At 62.1% G+C, this 16,151-nt stretch carries 16 protein-coding genes; 11 read left to right on the top strand and 5 right to left on the bottom strand.

Translation table 11 applies throughout. The features are described 5' to 3' along the window. Window positions 1–212 precede the first annotated feature (212 nt). Window positions 213–2,402 (top strand): dehydrogenase E1 component subunit alpha/beta, encoded by a 2,190-nt coding sequence (locus tag INS80_RS06560; protein WP_192964866.1) that lies wholly within the window; start codon window positions 213–215, stop codon window positions 2,400–2,402. Next, window positions 2,399–3,433 carry an ACP S-malonyltransferase gene (locus INS80_RS06565; RefSeq protein WP_192964867.1) on the top strand — a complete coding sequence of 345 codons (1,035 nt, stop codon included), beginning with the start codon at window positions 2,399–2,401 and terminating at the stop codon, window positions 3,431–3,433. The genes INS80_RS06560 and INS80_RS06565 overlap by 4 nt, the downstream gene beginning before the upstream one ends. A gap of 3 nt (window positions 3,434–3,436) precedes the next feature. Here INS80_RS06565 and INS80_RS06570 read toward each other — a convergent pair whose 3' ends face one another. After that, window positions 3,437–3,859, bottom strand: a complete 423-nt coding sequence (locus INS80_RS06570) for a MerR family transcriptional regulator (RefSeq protein WP_192964868.1) — start codon at window positions 3,857–3,859, stop codon at window positions 3,437–3,439. A 72-nt stretch (window positions 3,860–3,931) separates the two neighbouring features. Here INS80_RS06570 and INS80_RS06575 point away from each other — a divergent pair, with 72 nt between their 5' ends. Continuing rightward, a complete protein-coding gene (locus INS80_RS06575; RefSeq protein ID WP_192964869.1) occupies window positions 3,932–4,558 on the top strand; it encodes a cation efflux transmembrane domain-containing protein in 627 nt (208 codons plus the stop codon). A gap of 105 nt (window positions 4,559–4,663) precedes the next feature. Here the strand turns inward: INS80_RS06575 and INS80_RS06580 are convergent, their stop codons facing one another. Further along, on the bottom strand, window positions 4,664–6,166 hold the full coding sequence (locus INS80_RS06580) for a malonate--CoA ligase (protein WP_192964870.1): 1,503 nt from the start codon (window positions 6,164–6,166) through the stop codon (window positions 4,664–4,666). A gap of 198 nt (window positions 6,167–6,364) precedes the next feature. Between INS80_RS06580 and INS80_RS19270 the strand changes: the two genes are divergently transcribed. Together INS80_RS19270 and INS80_RS06585 are read left to right on the top strand one after the other, a co-directional pair. Then, window positions 6,365–6,613 (top strand): hypothetical protein, encoded by a 249-nt coding sequence (locus INS80_RS19270; RefSeq protein ID WP_226892578.1) that lies wholly within the window; start codon window positions 6,365–6,367, stop codon window positions 6,611–6,613. Between the two features lie 171 nt (window positions 6,614–6,784). Beyond that, window positions 6,785–7,726, top strand: a complete 942-nt coding sequence (locus tag INS80_RS06585) for a DMT family transporter (protein WP_192964871.1) — start codon at window positions 6,785–6,787, stop codon at window positions 7,724–7,726. A gap of 58 nt (window positions 7,727–7,784) precedes the next feature. Here the strand turns inward: INS80_RS06585 and INS80_RS06590 are convergent, their stop codons facing one another. Both INS80_RS06590 and INS80_RS06595 read right to left on the bottom strand, forming a co-directional pair. Beyond that, window positions 7,785–9,359 carry an alkaline phosphatase D family protein gene (locus INS80_RS06590; RefSeq protein ID WP_192964872.1) on the bottom strand — a complete coding sequence of 525 codons (1,575 nt, stop codon included), beginning with the start codon at window positions 9,357–9,359 and terminating at the stop codon, window positions 7,785–7,787. 122 nt (window positions 9,360–9,481) lie between these two features. Continuing rightward, entirely contained in the window at window positions 9,482–9,913 is a 432-nt protein-coding gene (locus tag INS80_RS06595) for a MarR family winged helix-turn-helix transcriptional regulator (protein ID WP_192964873.1), read from the bottom strand. A gap of 110 nt (window positions 9,914–10,023) precedes the next feature. On the opposite strand from INS80_RS06595, the gene INS80_RS06600 reads away from it, so the two are divergent. Next, window positions 10,024–10,452 carry an organic hydroperoxide resistance protein gene (locus INS80_RS06600; RefSeq protein ID WP_192964874.1) on the top strand — a complete coding sequence of 143 codons (429 nt, stop codon included), beginning with the start codon at window positions 10,024–10,026 and terminating at the stop codon, window positions 10,450–10,452. A gap of 100 nt (window positions 10,453–10,552) precedes the next feature. On the opposite strand, the gene INS80_RS06605 is transcribed toward INS80_RS06600, so the two are convergent. Continuing rightward, window positions 10,553–11,419 carry a branched-chain amino acid aminotransferase gene (locus INS80_RS06605; RefSeq protein WP_192964875.1) on the bottom strand — a complete coding sequence of 289 codons (867 nt, stop codon included), beginning with the start codon at window positions 11,417–11,419 and terminating at the stop codon, window positions 10,553–10,555. A gap of 187 nt (window positions 11,420–11,606) precedes the next feature. Between INS80_RS06605 and INS80_RS06610 the strand changes: the two genes are divergently transcribed. From INS80_RS06610 to dxs, 5 genes are all read left to right on the top strand, one after another. After that, entirely contained in the window at window positions 11,607–12,119 is a 513-nt protein-coding gene (locus tag INS80_RS06610; RefSeq protein WP_192964876.1) for a MarR family winged helix-turn-helix transcriptional regulator, read from the top strand. Next, window positions 12,116–12,817 carry a response regulator gene (locus INS80_RS06615; RefSeq protein WP_192964877.1) on the top strand — a complete coding sequence of 234 codons (702 nt, stop codon included), beginning with the start codon at window positions 12,116–12,118 and terminating at the stop codon, window positions 12,815–12,817. Before INS80_RS06610 ends, INS80_RS06615 begins: the two co-directional genes overlap by 4 nt. Window positions 12,818–12,974: 157 nt before the next feature. After that, entirely contained in the window at window positions 12,975–13,223 is a 249-nt protein-coding gene (locus INS80_RS06620; protein WP_192967213.1) for an exodeoxyribonuclease VII small subunit, read from the top strand. Between the two features lie 4 nt (window positions 13,224–13,227). Then, window positions 13,228–14,112, top strand: a complete 885-nt coding sequence (locus INS80_RS06625; RefSeq protein WP_192967214.1) for a polyprenyl synthetase family protein — start codon at window positions 13,228–13,230, stop codon at window positions 14,110–14,112. A 42-nt stretch (window positions 14,113–14,154) separates the two neighbouring features. Continuing rightward, entirely contained in the window at window positions 14,155–16,083 is a 1,929-nt protein-coding gene (gene dxs / locus INS80_RS06630; RefSeq protein WP_192964878.1) for a 1-deoxy-D-xylulose-5-phosphate synthase, read from the top strand. Window positions 16,084–16,151: the final 68 nt, after the last annotated feature.

Below are 16,151 nucleotides of genomic sequence, written 5' to 3' on the forward strand. Positions count from 1 at the left end.
CGTTCCTCTTCATGGCCTTTTCAGCGCAGCACAATAGGCGCACATTAGCGGCATTGAGAGACACATTCAGTGAAATTAATGTATCTGGCTTTGACTTATCTCAAGCCAGCTTTCCAAAGGATGCGCAAAAGACAAAGCCCATAGATCGTGGAAAAACCGAAAAATCTCGTGTTTGCTCAGTGTCACAGGCAAACGAGGGAAGAGGACGTCATATGGATCGCGCCGAGATCGTGCATCAGAATTTCCTGGACCGGGTGGCGAGCGGAAAACTCCCAACCGGCGCTTCGCCACGTGACGGGCTGCGGCCGGAGATGGCCATTGCCATCTACCGCGCCCAAGCTCTGAGCCGGGCACTGGACCTGACCAGCCGCGCGATGCAGAAGGCGGGTCAGGGGTTCTACACCATCGGATCTTCCGGTCACGAAGGCATGGCCGCCGTTGCCCGCGCCCTGCGGGCCGATGACATGGCCTTCCTGCATTACCGTGATGCGGCTTTTCAGATCGCCCGCGCCGATCAGGTGCCGGGCCAGCGCATCGCCTGGGACATGCTTCTGTCCTTCGCCTGTTCTTCCGAAGACCCCACCTCGGGCGGGCGGCACAAGGTGCTGGGTTCCAAGGCGCTGATGATCCCGCCGCAGACCTCGACCATCGCCAGCCACCTGCCCAAGGCGGTGGGGGCGGCCTATTCGGTGGGTGCCGCCAAACGGCACCGCCCCGAACATCAGGTGCTCGCCGATGACAGTATCGTCATGTGCTCCTTCGGGGATGCCTCGGCCAATCATTCCACCGCACAGGGCGCGATCAACACGGCGGGCTGGACCTCGGTGCAGTCAATTCCGCTGCCGCTGCTGTTCGTCTGCGAGGATAACGGCATCGGCATTTCCACCAAGACGCCCAAGGGCTGGATCGAATCCTCGATGGCGGGGCGGCCCGGCATCAAGTATTTCAAGACCGACGGGCTGGATCTGTATGAGGCCTACGCCACCGCGCTGGAAGCCGCAGACTACGTGCGCACCCGTCGCAAGCCCGCCTTCCTGCACCTGCGTACCGTACGCCTTTACGGCCATGCGGGCGCCGATGTGCCCACGACCTATCTGTCGAAATCCGAGGTGGAATCGGATGAAGCAAACGACCCCCTGCTTCATTCCGTGCGTCTCCTGGCCGAGGCAGGCGTGCTGGCACCGCAGAAGGCGCTGAAGATCTACAATGACACCTGCGCCCGCGTCGAACGCATAAGGGCCGAGGTCATCACCCGCCCGCATCTGAAGAGCGGCGCCGATGTGGCGGCCAGCCTGATCCCGCCCCCGCGGGCCTGCGCGCCCACGAATGGCGTGCCGCCCGAAAAACGCGCCGAGGTCTTCGGCAGCGACATGCGCGCCATGGAAGACCCCCAGCCCATGTCCCGCCTGATCAACTGGGCGCTGACCGACCTGATGCTGGAACATGGCGAGATCGTCATGATGGGCGAGGATGTGGGCCGCAAGGGCGGCGTCTATGGCGTGACGCAAAAGCTGCACCAGCGGTTCGGCCCGGACCGGATGATCGACACGCTGCTGGACGAACAATCCATCCTCGGGCTGGCGATTGGCATGGGCCACAACGGCTTCCTGCCGATGCCCGAGATCCAGTTCCTTGCCTATCTGCACAATGCAGAAGACCAGATCCGCGGCGAGGCGGCGACCCTGCCGTTCTTCTCGAACGGGCAGTTCTCAAACCCGATGGTGCTGCGCATTGCCGGACTTGGCTTTCAAAAGGGCTTTGGCGGGCATTTTCACAACGACAACTCGCTGGCGGTGCTGCGCGACATTCCGGGGCTCGTGATTGCCTGCCCGTCGGACGGGGCCGAGGCCGCGATGATGATGCGCGAAGCGGTGCGCCTTGCGCGCGAGGAACAGCGGGTGGTGGTCTTCGTGGAACCCATCGCGCTTTATCCGATGCGGGATCTGCATGGCGATAAGGATAGCGGCTGGATTCGGACCTACCCTGCGCCCGATCAGCGGATCGGAATTGGCGAGGTCGGCGTTCACGGAGACGGCACCGATCTGGCCATCGTCACCTATGGCAACGGTAGGTATCTTTCGACCCAAGCCAAGGCCGAATTGGAGGCCAAAGGCATCAAGACCCGCATTGTTGACTTACGCTGGCTGGCACCGCTCCCTACGGCGGCGCTGCTGGAGGCCACCAAGGGCTGCAAACATGTGCTGATCGTCGATGAATGCCGCACCACCGGCAGCCAATCCGAAGGGTTGATGGCGCTGTTTACCGAGGCTGGAGTCACCTCGCTTGCCCGCCACGCGGCAGGCGATTGCTTCATCGCAACGGGGCCTGCCTATGCGGCGACGCTTCCCTCGAAGGAAAGCATTGTGGCCGCAGCCCTTGACCTGACCGGAGGTGCCAAATGACCCGCACAGCTGTTCTGATCTGCCCCGGACGGGGCACCTACAACAAACCCGAACTCGGCTACCTGCACCGCCATCACGGCGACAAAGCAGACCTGTTCGCAGGCTTTGACGCCCAGCGCGCCGCCGCCGGTCAGGAGGAGGTCACCACGCTGGACGGGGCCACCCGGTTCTCAGTCGCGAAGTATTCGCGCGGAGATATCGCATCGCCGCTGATATATGCCGCATCGCTCGCCGATGCGCAGTCGCTGGCGGGTGATATCGAGGTGGTCGCGGTCACCGGCAACTCGATGGGCTGGTATATCGCCCTAGCCGCCGCCGGGGCGCTGAGCGCGGACGACGGCTTCAAGGTCGTGAACACCATGGGCACCTTGATGCAGGAGCAATTGATCGGCGGGCAGCTGGTCTATCCCTTTGCTGGCGGTGACTGGCAGAACGATCCCACCCGCAAGGCGGAGCTGCTTGAGATCGTGGCCGAGACCGACGCCCGCGCGGGCCACGATCTGGCGCTGTCGATCGATCTGGGCGGGATGCTGGTCTTGGCCGGGAACGAAGCGGGTCTGTCTGCCTTTGAAGCCGCCGTTCCGGTGATGGATGAGCGTTTCCCCATGCGCCTTGCCAATCACGCGGCCTTCCATACATCCCTGCAAGCCCCCGTCGCTGCCGAAGGGCGCAAACGGCTGGGCGCGAAGATGTTCAACCAGCCCGAAGTTCCACTTATCGACGGGCGCGGCCATCTCTGGTGGCCCGGCGCCACGGACACGCAGGCGCTTTGGAGTTACACGCTGGGGCATCAGGTGGTGGAGCCTTACGATTTCACCCGCGCGGTGCAGAACGCTGCATTGGAGTTTGCGCCGGATCTGTTCATCGTCACCGGCCCCGGCACCACGCTGGGCGGCGCGGTCGCGCAATCGCTGGTCCACACAGGCTGGCAAAGGATGACGGGCAAGGAGGCCTTCAAGAAGCGTCAGGCGGAGACGCCATTGCTGATCTCCATGGGCGATGACGCACAGCGGACACTTGTCACCGGCTAAAGCCTAGACCGCCCCATGATCGGCGGCGCATTGGCTGTGATCGCCCAGCGCCGTTAGCACCTTGCAATGACCGCCATTGCCGCCGTCACAAAGATGAGCAATCCGCTCCAGCTCAGTTGCCAGTTGCTGCAACCGGGCAATGCGCGCGCGCACCTGATCAAGCTGGGCGCGGGCGATGCGGTTGGCTTCGGCGCAATCGGTGCCAAGTTCGCCATCAAGCGCCATCAGCACCTTGATATCCTCCAGCGCAAAGCCAAGGTCGCGGGCGTGCTTGATGAAACCCAGCGCCTCCAGCCCGTCCTGCCCATAACGGCGTTGATTGCCCGCGTTGCGCCCGGCAGGCGGCAGCAGGCCGATTTCCTCATAGTATCGGATGGTGGGCACCTTTACCCCGGTGGCCTTGGACAGCGCGCCAATGGAAAACATCGCGATCCCTCTTGAACCTCTAGTGACTAGAGGCCCTAGGTTGACCTCGAATCGGAACAAAGGACAAGAGCAATGGCAGGATGTTGCGGGCATGAGGCGCGATTTGACGGGATGTCGGCGGCCTACAAAAGACGCCTGTGGATCGTGATTGCGATCAACGCGGGCATGTTCGCAGTGGAGATGGGCGCGGGCCAGATGGCAGGCAGTCAGGCGTTGAAGGCGGACGCGCTGGATTTCCTTGGCGACGCTCTCACCTACGGGATTTCGCTGGCCGTGATCGGCGCCAGCTTGCGTACCCGCGCGCTGGCTGCGCTGGCCAAGGGGGTCAGCCTGCTTATGATGGGGCTTTGGGTGTTCGGATCGACCGTCTACCACGTGTTTGTGCTGGGCATGCCGCAGGCCGAAGTCATGGGCGTCATCGGGTTCATGGCGCTGGCTGCTAATGTGACTTCGGTGCTGCTGCTCGCGGCCTACAAGGATGGGGACGCCAACGTGCGTTCGGTCTGGCTGTGTTCGCGAAACGATGCCATCGGCAATGTGGCGGTGATGATCGCGGCTTTGGGAGTCTGGAGCACTGCCACCGGCTGGCCAGACCTGATCGTGGCCGGGATCATGGCCGGGTTGTTCCTGAACTCCGCCTGGCAAATCCTGGTGCAGGCCATCGCAGAGCGCCGCGAGGATCTGGCGCATCAGCATTAGGGGAGTGCACGAACCGGCGGGGTGGGCGTGAAGCGCCCGCCCCGTGGGGGGGCGGTTCGGGCGCTGCCCGAGCCTTTGGCCCAGGCGGTCAGAAGGATAGGCCTCTCAGGCAAACAGCCCGGCGTAATCCTCGCGCAGGGCCTTTTTCTGTACCTTGCCCATGGTGTTGCGCGGCAGGGCGCCCGTCAGGATCACCTCTTTGGGCTGCTTGAACTTCGCCAGTTGACCCGAAAGTGCGGCCTTCACAGCCTCGGCACTGGTGCCTTCGCCCGTGGGGACAACGACGGCCACCACCGCCTCACCAAAGTCGGGATGCGGCACGCCGATCACAGCACTTTCCAGCACGCCGGGCAGATCGTCGATCAGGCTTTCCACCTCTTTGGGGTAGACATTGAAACCGCCGGTGATCACCAGATCCTTTTCCCGGCCCACGATGGTGATATAGCCGTCTTCGTCCATCCGGGCCATGTCACCGGTGATGAACCAGCCATCGGACAGCAGCTCTTCGGCGGTTTTCTCGGGCATCTGCCAGTAGCCTTGGAACACATTGGCCCCGCGCACATGCAGGACGCCGATCTCGCCCTGCGCAACCTCCATGCCATCCGCAATGATCCGCGCCTCGACCCCCGGCAGGGGAAAGCCCACGGTGCCCGCGCGTCGCTCTCCGTCATAGGGGTTCGAGGTGCTCATGTTCGTTTCGGTCATCCCGTAACGTTCCAGGATGCGATGGCCGGTGCGGGCCTCCCAGGCCTCATGCGTATCCACCAGCAAGGGCGCCGAGCCAGAGATGAACAGGCGCATGTTCGAGGCCCGCTCCCGCGTTAGGCGCTCATCCGCCAGCAGGCGTGTGTAGAAGGTCGGAACCCCCATCAGCGCGGTGGCGCGTGGCATGGCATCCAGGATCTCATCTGCGTTGAAGCCCTTCAGGAACACCACACGCGCCCCGGCCAGCAGCGCCACATTGGTCGCCACGAACAGACCATGAGTGTGAAAGATCGGCAGCGCATGGATCAGCACATCCCTGTCGGTGAACTGCCAGTAATCGCGCAGCATCTCCGAATTGGAGGCAAGGTTCTCATGGCTCAGCATCGCGCCCTTGGAGCGCCCCGTGGTGCCCGAGGTATATAGGATCGCTGCCAGATCATTGGGTCCGCGCGGCACCGGATCAAAGCCGCCACGCCCCACGACGGCGTCTGTCAGGCTGCCCAGCCCCTTGCCATCCAGCGTCACCACCAGGGCATCGCCTGCGATTTCGGCGATGTCATCTTCGCGCGCAGGGTCGCAAACCACCACGCGAGGGCTGGCATCGCCCAGGAAATAAGCCACCTCGGGCGTGGTATAGGCGGTGTTGAGCGGCAGGAAGACGCCCCCCGCCATCACCGTACCAAGGTAAAGCTGGATCGCCTCGATGGTCTTTTCCACCTGCACCGCAACCCGGTCACCGGGTTTGACGCCCATCCCGACCAAGGCCGCCGCATTGCGCTCGGCGCCTGCGAACAGCTCGCCAAAGGTCATGCTGGCCCGCGCCGGGAAGGTGGCGAAATTGCGCGTCTCATGGCTGATCGAGGCCGCGCGCAGCCGGGAAATCAGGTGGTTAGCGTCATACATCGGCAGCATCCTTCGTCAAATGCCGCTATCTGCGCCAGAGCAGGGCCGGAAATCAAGCCGTTGATCCTGGCCGGGTCTGCAAATCCTGTTGGTTCGTTTTGAGGCCACTTTGCCATGTCTTTGCTGTGTAGCGAGTGTAGGCTAGATTTGTGCTTCTTTTGAGAAGTGCTTCAGCAACGAGCATGGTAGTTTGGCTTCATGGAAATCTGGACGTTAGAGAAAACGCTAAATAGTGAGAATGGAACACGCAACGTAGAGATACGTGCCAGTCCTGATCGCAAGTTGTTTCGCTACCACGAAAACCTTTGGATTGATGTAAATGAAGACGGGCTGCTCTACCATCCAGATGGCGGCTACTGGTCCTGCCAGAACATGTCAGGATACTACGCCAGTCTTGAAGAGTGTGTATGCGGAGCATACGCCGATTTGGCTTGGCTTGAGGAATAACTCTAAGTGAAACCCGCGTTGCTATGACGCTTCCGAGAGTACCTCTGAAACAGCAGGCAAAGTATTTATTGCTGCGGTCGTCGCAATTGCCCATTTCGCCCACACTGCCACCCAACACGACTTGCAGAGATGTCCTTGATCTTTGCCGCCCACAGGCGCAGGTTGCGGGCCATGACGAAACCCTTAACATCGCATCGACCTGTTCTGGCCATCTTGCTCAAAGTGGCGGCCATCGGGCTGTTCACCATGCTCTCGGCCCTGATCAAGGCGGCGACCGAAGAGGTTCCGGCTGGGGAGGCGGTATTCTTCCGCTCCTTCTTTGCGATTCCCGTCATTGTTGTCTGGCTGGCCCTGCGCGGGGATCTGCGGGACGGGCTGAAGACGAAGAACCCCATGGTGCATGTTTGGCGGGGGCTGGTCGGAACCTCGGCCATGGGGATGACCTTTCTGGGTCTGGGTCTGCTGCCGCTCCCTGAGGTCACGGCCATCGGCTATGGCACGCCGATTTTCACGCTGATCCTTGCGGCGCTTTTTCTGGGTGAGACCATTCGACTGGTGCGCATCACCGCTGTCGCCATCGGCCTGATCGGGGTGATGATCATGATCTGGCCGCGCCTTGGCTCTGGCGCGGACCTGTCGGACGGCGCGACGCTGGGGGCGCTTCTGGTCCTTGGCGCCACGATTGCCCGCGCTTTCGTTCAGATCCACGTGCGCCGCATGGTGATGACCGAGCCGACCGCCGCCATCGTCTTCTATTTCTCGCTGACCGCCTCGGCCCTGTCGCTGCTGACGCTTCCTTTTGGCTGGGTCATGCCCAGCGCCGAGGTTCTGGCGATGCTGATCGGTGCGGGGCTAGTGGGTGGGATCGCGCAAATCCTTGTGACCTCCTCCTACCGGTTTGCGCCTGCTTCGATGCTGGCGCCCTATGACTATGTGTCGATGGTCTTTGCCATCTTGCTGGGGTATTTCTGGTTCGATGAGCTTCCCACACTGGTGATGCTGGCGGGCGCGACATTGGTCATCGCGGGCAACGGGCTGGTGATCTGGCGCGAAAGCCGTCTGGGTCTCGAGCGCGGCAAGGCCCGCTCCCTCACGGATCCCAAAGGGGGATAGGAACTGGCCCCGGCATATGCGCCGAGGCCAGTCCTTGTTTCCTACTATGATCTCAAGATCAGATGCTTGCGCCCTTGGGGTCAAGCGTCACTTTCCACAACTCCTTGTCGGCGCGGTCCATCAGGCGCACGGTCATCTGCTGGGTGGCGCCGTCGATGTCCACCAGGCCAAAGAACTGCAACCCTTCGGAGGGCGGCAGGTTCACGCCCTGGCCCTCTTCCGGCGCTTTGACAAATTTGACCTCGGGGCCAAAGGTCCCGTCCAGCGCGTTCGGGCCGAATGTACCGGCATGCAGCGGGCCGGAAACGAACTCCCAGAAGGGGTCGAAGTCCTGGAAGGCCGCCTTGTCCGGATTGTAGTAATGCGCGGCGGTGTAGTGCACATCGGCGGTAAACCACACAGTGTTGTCGATGCCTGCGGTCTTGATGAAGCGCAAAAGGTCCGCGATTTCCAGCTCGCGGCCCTTGGCGGCGCCATGATCGCCGTTCGAGATCGCCTCGGCGCCAGCCTGTTCTTTCCAGTTGTCCCAGACGATCAGACCAATCGGCATGTCAGATGCGATCACCTTCCAGGTCGCCTTGGAATTGGCCAGCTCGCGCTTGAGCCATGCCAGCTGCTCGGCGCCCAGGATGCGGGACTTGTCTGTCATCTCGGTTTCCATCGAGGCGCCATTCGGCCCGCGATAGCTGCGCAGATCCAGGAAGAAGACATCCAGCATCGGACCGTAAGAGATCTTGCGGTAGACGCGGCCCGGCTCGGCCGGGGTGATGCGCAGCGGCGTCATCTCGTGGAAGGCACGGGCGGCGCGGGCCTGGAGAACATGCACCGATTTCTCGGTGTAGCGGTCATCCGAGATCAGGTCCTTGGCATCGGACCAGTTGTTCACGACCTCATGGTCATCCCACTGGAAGAAGGTCGGGCAGATGGCGTTCATGGCGCGCACGTGCTCGTCCATCATGTTGTATTTCCACTGGCCGCGGAATTCGTCCAGCGTTTCGGCGACTTTGCGCTTTTCCTCGATCAGGGTGGAGTTCTTCCAGATCAGCTTGCCGTCCTTTTCCACCTCATCCTGCATCGGGCCATCGGCATAGATGGTGTCGCCCGAATGGATGAAGAAATCGGGGCGGTGCTGGGCCATGGTCGCATAGGTGCGCATGCCCTCATCGTCGATGCCCCAGCCCTGACCGGCGGTGTCGCCCGACCAGGCGAAACGCACATCGCGGCGCGCGGTGGGCGCGGTGCGGAACTGGCCCACGATGGGTTCCGAGGTGGCCTGCATGTCATTCAGATCCGCCGCCACGAAACGGTAGAAGATATCCTGATCCGAGGGCAGACCATCGATCAGGCGCTTTACCGCGAAATCGCTTGCGGGCATCGCAGTCATCGGCGCCAATTGGCGGGCGTTGGCAAAGCTTTCGGTAGTGGAAACCTCCATCATCACCCGCGCGGGGCGGTCGGTGCGGGTCCAGATCATGCCGGACATGGTATCCACGTCGCCGGACTGAACACCGTGGGTAAAGATCGGACGCACACCCGCGCGCGAGATCGAAGGCGCTGCCAGCGAGGCAGCAAAAGCGGTACCGCCCGCCAGGAAGGCCCGGCGGCAGGGGCGCATAAAGCGATGAGAAGACATGATAAAACCCTGTCTGTTGCAATTGGATAGGTGGCGCCAGTCAAACCGCGCGAATGTAAAATCTGATCCGCCTCAAAATGAAACTTTGGCAAATCTTTTGTGACCGACGGTTCGCGATCCGATCAGGAGGCATCCAGCCGCACGCGGAGGGCATTCACCCGGTCGCGCAGCTCGATCAGCTCTTTCAGATCGCCGCCCATCGCCTCGATCACGCAGGCGGAAATCTCCTTTGCCTCGGCCTGCAACTTCCGTCCCTTTTCGGTCAGGGCCACGATCAGGCTGCGCTCATCCTCGGGGTTGCGGCGGCGGGTCACGTATCCCGCGCTTTCCATCCGTTTCAACAGCGGCGTCAGTGTATTGGTTTCCAGATCAAGTCTCCTGCCCAGATCGCTGACCTTTTGGCCGTCCTCCTCCCACAGGGCGACAAGCACCAGATACTGCGGATAGGTCAGCCCGAACGGCGCCAGAAGCGGGCGATAAAGCCGCGTCAGCGCATGGTTCGCCGAGTAGAGCGAAAAACACAGAAGGTCATCGATTTTAAGCAGGTGATCCATGGCGGAAATTTATGTCGCGCACGCTTTTATCGCAAGCGGTTGAATTTCGCGACAGGACGACTATTTATATCGTGCACGATTTAATCGTACACGATTCGAAAGGAGACGAGATGTCCATCACAGCGATCTACACTGCAGGCGCCACCGCAACCGGCGGGCGCGACGGCAAGGCCAGCATCCACGGCAGCGAGGTGAGCTTTGATCTCGACCCGCCAAAGGAAATGGGCGGCGGCGGCAAAGGCAGCAACCCCGAGCAGCTGTTCGCTGCCGGCTACGCCGCCTGCTATATCGGCGCGATGAAGTTCGCGACCACCCAGGACAGCACCCTTGCAAAAGTCCCGAATGACGTCTCCGTAGACGCCGAGGTGGGCATCGGCCCCCGCGCCGAGGGCGGCTTTGGCCTGTCGGTAAAGCTCAAGGTTTCGATGCCGGGCGTGGACAAGGCCGAGGCGCAGCGCATTGCCGATGCCGGCCACGCCATCTGCCCCTACTCCAACGCCACCCGTGGCAATATCGAGGTCACCACCGAGGTGGTCTGACAGATCGCCACTCGGCACCAGCGGCACCGCAGGTGCTGAAACTGAAAAAGCGCGGGCCATCCGGTCCGCGCTTTTGCACTTTAATAACAGCCCGATAGGATCAGCTGCGCACCAGCGCCTCATAGGCTTCGGCGATCTCGCGGGTCAGCGCGCCGACCTCGAACGTGTAGGGGCCGATCTCGCCCACCGGGGTCACCTCAGCGGCGGTGCCGGTCAGCCAGCACTGCTCAAACCCTTCCATTTCCTCGGGCATGATATGGCGCTCATGCACGGTGATACCCTTGTCCTTCAGCATCTGGATCACGGTCTGCCGGGTGATCCCGTTGAGGAAGCAATCGGGTTTCGGCGTATGAACCTCGCCGTCCTTCACGAAGAAGATGTTGGCGCCGGTCGCCTCGGCCACGTAGCCGCGGTAATCCATGAACAAAGCGTCCGAGCAGCCCTTGGCCTCCGCTTTATGCTTGGAGATGGTGCAGATCATGTAGAGGCCGGCAGCCTTGGCATGCACCGGGATGGTTTCCGGGCTCGGGCGTTTCCATTCTGCGATATCCAGCTTGGCGCCCTGCATCTTGGCATCGCCATAGTAGGCGCCCCAGCCCCAGACAGCGATGGCCATCCGTACCGGGTTCTTGGCCGAAGCAACGCCCATGTCCTCACCGGCGCCGCGCCAGACCAGCGCGCGTACATAGGCATCGGTCAACCCGGAGGCCTTGAGGGTTTCTTCCTTGGCCGCCTCGATCTGATCGACGGTGTAGGGCATCGGCATGTCCAGCGCCTCGGCCGAGGCGATCAGACGCTCGGAATGCTCGCGGCTCTTGAAGATCTTGCCGTTATAGGCGCGCTCGCCCTCGAACACGGAAGAAGCGTAATGCATCGCATGGGTCAGGATATGCACTTTGGCATCCCGCCATTCGACCATTTCCCCGTCCATCCAGATCAATCCGTCACGGTCATCATATCCGGCCATGCCGCACCTCCATTAAACCCATCGATATTTTCATAAGTTGCGCCTGAAATGACCGAACCGGACATATTGTTGCGCCAAAGCTGCGATTCGATACATCTTCACCCTTGGAATGTCAATAACGCTGACTTAAAGTGCCCGTGAGAGCGGGCCATAAGACCAGCCACAAAAGGACCAAAGGGGGAGAGCCATGCCGGAAGGACGATCAGGCCAGGGATTTGGCGGCGAAAGTCTTCTGTTCCTGACGGATGAGCAGCTGCGCCAGGGGATCGAGGCAATGTTCTTCGCCTACCGTGGCTTTACGGCTGACCCCGACAGGATCCTGGCCGAAATGTCCTACGGACGGGCGCACCACCGGGCGATCCACTTCATCAACCGCGCGCCGGGAACCACGGTGAACAACCTTCTGACCATTCTTGGCGTGACCAAGCAGTCGCTCAACCGGGTGCTGCGCACCCTGATCGAAGACGGCCTTGTGGAAAGCCGTGTGGGCACCGCCGACAAGCGCGAGCGGCATCTCTACCTTACCGAACAGGGCATCGCACTGGAGACCGCCTTGTCCGACGCCCAGCGCGCCCGCATGCGCACAGCATATAAGGAAGCCGGCCCAGAGGCCGTGCAAGGCTTCAAAAAGGTGCTGGAGGCGATGATGGATGCCGACATGCGCCGCGCCTACACCAAGCTGCGCGAGACGGGCGCATGAGCGGGGCCGACGCGCATCTGATGATCGTCGATGATGACGAACGTATTCGCAGCCTCCTGAAAAAGTTCCTCATGCGGGCCGGGTTCCTGGTCACCGCCGCCCGGGACGGCGCCCATGCCAGACGGCTTCTTGCGGGGTTGGACTTCGATCTGATCATCATGGACGTGATGATGCCGGGCGAAGACGGCGTCAGCCTGACCCGCGCGTTGCGCGAAACCATGACAACGCCGATCCTGCTGCTCACCGCCAAGGGCGAAACTTCGGACCGGATCGCAGGGCTTGAAGCCGGCGCGGATGATTACCTTTCCAAACCCTTTGAACCCAAGGAACTGCTGTTGCGTGTCAACGCGATCCTGCGGCGCATGCCCGATACGGTGGCCGAAGACAGCGCACCCAAGGTCCTGCATCTTGGCGATATCCGCTACGACATCGAACGCGGAGAGATGTGGCAGGGCGAAGATCTGATCCGCCTCACCGCGACCGAGAGTCAACTGATGAAGATCTTCTCGACCTGCCTTGGTGAGCCGATTAGCCGCGCCAAACTGGTGGAGGATCTGGGCCGCGATCGGGGCCAGGCGCAGGAACGCGCGGTGGATGTTCAGATCACCCGCCTGCGCCGCAAGATCGAGGCCGACCCCAAACAGCCGAAATACCTGCAGACCGTACGCGGTGCAGGCTACATGCTCGCCCCCGACTGAAGCCCCCACTTTCTACCGGATAAAGTGAGGTTGGGGGAGCCAATCGCGCTCTGGCACCTCGACTTTGCGTCTCGGATATGATCTGAACGCCCTGCCCATTTGAGCTGCGCACGCTCTTGGCATGGGTGGACATAGCGAGATCGACAAAGGCAGTGAGATGAGCGAAACCCAGATCCCCGTCGAAGAGATGAGCTTTGAACAGGCCATGGCCGAACTGGAGCGCGTGGTGGACCAGCTGGAGCGCGGCGACGTGGCGCTCGACAAGTCGATCGACCTTTATGAACGCGGCGCCAAGCTGAAAAAACGTTGCGAGGACGAGCTGAAGCGCGCCGAGGAAAAGGTAGCGGCGATCACTCTTGATGCCAATGGCACCCCCACCGGTACCCAGCCACTGGATGCAGGCTGACGGCATGACCGCCGATACCAAGACCGACGTGCGGACCTTCAAACCTGCGCTTCTGGAGGCGCAAGCGCGCATCACGACGCATATGCATGCCCGGCTCGGCGGCTCGGATCTGCTGCATGAGGCCATGCGCTATGCCATGGTGGGCGGCAAGATGCTGCGCGGCTTCCTTGTGCTGGAAAGCGCCCGCCTCCACGCTGTGGATGACACCGCCGCATTGGACGCCGCGCTGGCCATCGAATGTATCCATGCCTATTCGCTGGTGCATGACGATCTGCCTTGCATGGACGATGACGATCTGCGCCGCGGCCAGCCCACCCTGCACCGCAAATGGGACGAGGCAACGGCAACGCTCACAGGGGATGCCTTGCAGAGCTTTGCCTTCGAGCTGCTTTCTGCGGGCCACATGGGGCCACAGGCCCTGCCCCTGATCCGGGCGCTGGCACAGTCGGCCGGCAAAGACGGGATGGTCTCCGGCCAGATGCTGGATATCGCTGCGGAGACCGCCGACACCCCGCTGACCCTCGAAGAAATCACCCGGCTTCAGGCCCGCAAGACCGGCTGCCTGATCGAATGGTCTGCAACCGCTGGCGCAGTTCTGGCCGGTGCAGATACCACCGCTTTGCGCGCCTATGCAGGCGCCCTTGGCCTTGCCTTTCAGATCGCCGACGACATCTTGGACGTAGAGGGCGATGTCGCAACCGTCGGCAAAGCTCTTCGCAAGGACGAAACCGCCGGAAAGGCCACCTTTGTTTCCCTTCTGGGGCTAAACGCAGCAAAACTACGCGCAGAAGAACTGTGTGACGCCGCCTGCGCCGCACTTTCCCCCTACGGAGGAGAGGGCGAAACCTTGAAGGACGCCGCGCGCTTCGTTATCTCGCGCGACAGCTAAACCAGCGTAGCCCCCGCGCCGCGCCACTCCCGAGGAGGAGCCATGTCAGAGAGGCCCCACACCCCGCTTTTGGACCAGATCGCCCGCCCGGCGGATCTGAAGGGCCTCAGCGACCGCCAGTTGGTGCAGGTTGCAGACGAGCTGCGCCAGGAAACCATTGCCGCCGTATCTGAAACCGGTGGCCACCTTGGGGCAGGTCTTGGCGTGGTGGAACTGACCGTGGCGCTGCATTCGGTGTTCGACACGCCGCGCGACAAGGTGATCTGGGACGTCTCACACCAAAGCTACCCGCACAAGATCCTGACCGGGCGCCGGGACCGCATCCGCACCCTGCGCAAAAAGGGTGGCCTGTCAGGTTTCACAAAACGATCTGAATCCCCATACGATCCTTTTGGCGCGGCCCATAGCTCCACCTCGATCAGCGCGGCGCTCGGCTTTTCGGTGGCGCGTGATCTGGGCGGCAATATCCCCGAAGGTCTGGGCGATGCTATCGCAGTGATCGGCGACGGGGCCCTTTCGGGTGGCATGGCGTTCGAGGCGATGAACAACGCAGGCCACCTGGGCAAGCGGCTGATCGTAATCCTCAACGACAACGAGATGTCCATCGCGCCCCCTGTTGGTGCTTTATCCTCTTACCTGTCCCGCCTTTATGCGGAGGAGCCGTTCCAAGAGTTGAAGGCCGTCGCAAAGGGCGCCGCCTCCCTGTTGCCGGAGCCCTTCCGCGAGGGCGCCAAACGCGCCAAGGACATGCTCAAGGGCATGGCGGTGGGCGGCACCCTGTTTGAATCCCTTGGCTTCTCCTATCTCGGCCCCATCGACGGGCATGACATGGACCAGCTTCTACCGGTGCTGCGCACGGTCAAGGCACGCGCCTCGGGTCCGATCCTGATCCATGTGCTGACGAAAAAGGGCAAGGGCTACGCCCCCGCCGAACGCGCTGACGACAAGGGCCATGCCACGGCAACCTTTGACGTGGTGACCGGCAAGCAGAACAAGCCGCCGTCAAACGCGCCCTCCTATACCTCGGTCTTTGGAAATGAGCTGGTGAAGCTCGCCGCCACGGACGACAAGATCTGCGCCGTGACCGCCGCGATGCCCGATGGCACCGGTCTCAGCCTGATGGCGGAACGCTACCCCTCGCGCACTTTCGATGTGGGGATCGCCGAACAGCATGGCGTGACCTTTGCCGCCGCCCTGGCTGCGGGCGGGATGAAGCCCTTCTGCGCCATCTATTCGACCTTCCTGCAGCGCGGGTATGATCAGGTGGTACATGACGTCGCGATCCAGCGCCTTCCGGTGCGTTTCGCCATAGACCGCGCCGGTTTGGTGGGCGCGGACGGCGCCACCCACGCGGGCAGCTATGACATCGCCTATATGGCCAACCTGCCCGGCATGGTGGTGATGGCCGCTGCCGACGAGGCCGAGCTGAAGCACATGACCGCCACCGCCGCCGCCTATGATGACGGCCCCATCGCCTTCCGCTATCCCCGTGGTGAGGGCGAAGGTGTCGAAATGCCCGAAGAGGCGCAAGTGCTGGAAATCGGCAAGGGCCGGATGATCCAGAAAGGCGCCCGCGTTGCGATCCTTTCTTTCGGCACCCGCCTGGGCGAGGTGAAAAAGGCCGCCGAGTCCCTGTCTGCCAAAGGGATCACCCCCACCATCGCCGATGCAAGGTTCGCAAAACCGCTGGACCGCGACATGATCCTGCAGCTGGCGAGTGATCACGAGGCGCTGATCACCATCGAGGAAGGCGCTGTCGGGGGCTTTGGCAGCCATGTGGCGCAGCTCTTGGCGGAGGAAGGCGTGTTCGACAGCGGCCTGAAATACCGCTCCATGGTGCTGCCCGATACATTTATCGATCAGGCCAGCCCCAAGGACATGTACGACGTCGCCGCCATGAACGCACCCCAGATCGAAGCCAAGGTGCTGGAGGTTCTGGGGGTAGCGACAATCGGCGAAAAGCGGGCCTGACACGCCACGGATAGGCCTGTGGCTGCTTGGAGAGGCGCGAATGCGCCTGCCAAGGGGGTAGGCAGGCG

The organism is Phycobacter azelaicus (genome assembly GCF_014884385.1).
Lineage (GTDB): Bacteria > Pseudomonadota > Alphaproteobacteria > Rhodobacterales > Rhodobacteraceae > Phycobacter > Phycobacter azelaicus.

What these genes read in the sequence shown, in the direction of transcription:
- INS80_RS06560 (WP_192964866.1), top strand. Translation starts at nt 213, where the DNA reads ATGGATCGCGCCGAGATCGTGCATCAGAATTTCCTGGACCGGGTGGCG.
- INS80_RS06565 (WP_192964867.1), top strand. Translation starts at nt 2,399, where the DNA reads ATGACCCGCACAGCTGTTCTGATCTGCCCCGGACGGGGCACCTACAAC.
- INS80_RS06570 (WP_192964868.1), bottom strand. Translation starts at nt 3,859, where the DNA reads ATGTTTTCCATTGGCGCGCTGTCCAAGGCCACCGGGGTAAAGGTGCCC.
- INS80_RS06575 (WP_192964869.1), top strand. Translation starts at nt 3,932, where the DNA reads ATGGCAGGATGTTGCGGGCATGAGGCGCGATTTGACGGGATGTCGGCG.
- INS80_RS06580 (WP_192964870.1), bottom strand. Translation starts at nt 6,166, where the DNA reads ATGTATGACGCTAACCACCTGATTTCCCGGCTGCGCGCGGCCTCGATC.
- INS80_RS19270 (WP_226892578.1), top strand. Translation starts at nt 6,365, where the DNA reads ATGGAAATCTGGACGTTAGAGAAAACGCTAAATAGTGAGAATGGAACA.
- INS80_RS06585 (WP_192964871.1), top strand. Translation starts at nt 6,785, where the DNA reads ATGACGAAACCCTTAACATCGCATCGACCTGTTCTGGCCATCTTGCTC.
- INS80_RS06590 (WP_192964872.1), bottom strand. Translation starts at nt 9,359, where the DNA reads ATGTCTTCTCATCGCTTTATGCGCCCCTGCCGCCGGGCCTTCCTGGCG.
- INS80_RS06595 (WP_192964873.1), bottom strand. Translation starts at nt 9,913, where the DNA reads ATGGATCACCTGCTTAAAATCGATGACCTTCTGTGTTTTTCGCTCTAC.
- INS80_RS06600 (WP_192964874.1), top strand. Translation starts at nt 10,024, where the DNA reads ATGTCCATCACAGCGATCTACACTGCAGGCGCCACCGCAACCGGCGGG.
- INS80_RS06605 (WP_192964875.1), bottom strand. Translation starts at nt 11,419, where the DNA reads ATGGCCGGATATGATGACCGTGACGGATTGATCTGGATGGACGGGGAA.
- INS80_RS06610 (WP_192964876.1), top strand. Translation starts at nt 11,607, where the DNA reads ATGCCGGAAGGACGATCAGGCCAGGGATTTGGCGGCGAAAGTCTTCTG.
- INS80_RS06615 (WP_192964877.1), top strand. Translation starts at nt 12,116, where the DNA reads ATGAGCGGGGCCGACGCGCATCTGATGATCGTCGATGATGACGAACGT.
- INS80_RS06620 (WP_192967213.1), top strand. Translation starts at nt 12,975, where the DNA reads ATGAGCGAAACCCAGATCCCCGTCGAAGAGATGAGCTTTGAACAGGCC.
- INS80_RS06625 (WP_192967214.1), top strand. Translation starts at nt 13,228, where the DNA reads ATGACCGCCGATACCAAGACCGACGTGCGGACCTTCAAACCTGCGCTT.
- dxs (WP_192964878.1), top strand. Translation starts at nt 14,155, where the DNA reads ATGTCAGAGAGGCCCCACACCCCGCTTTTGGACCAGATCGCCCGCCCG.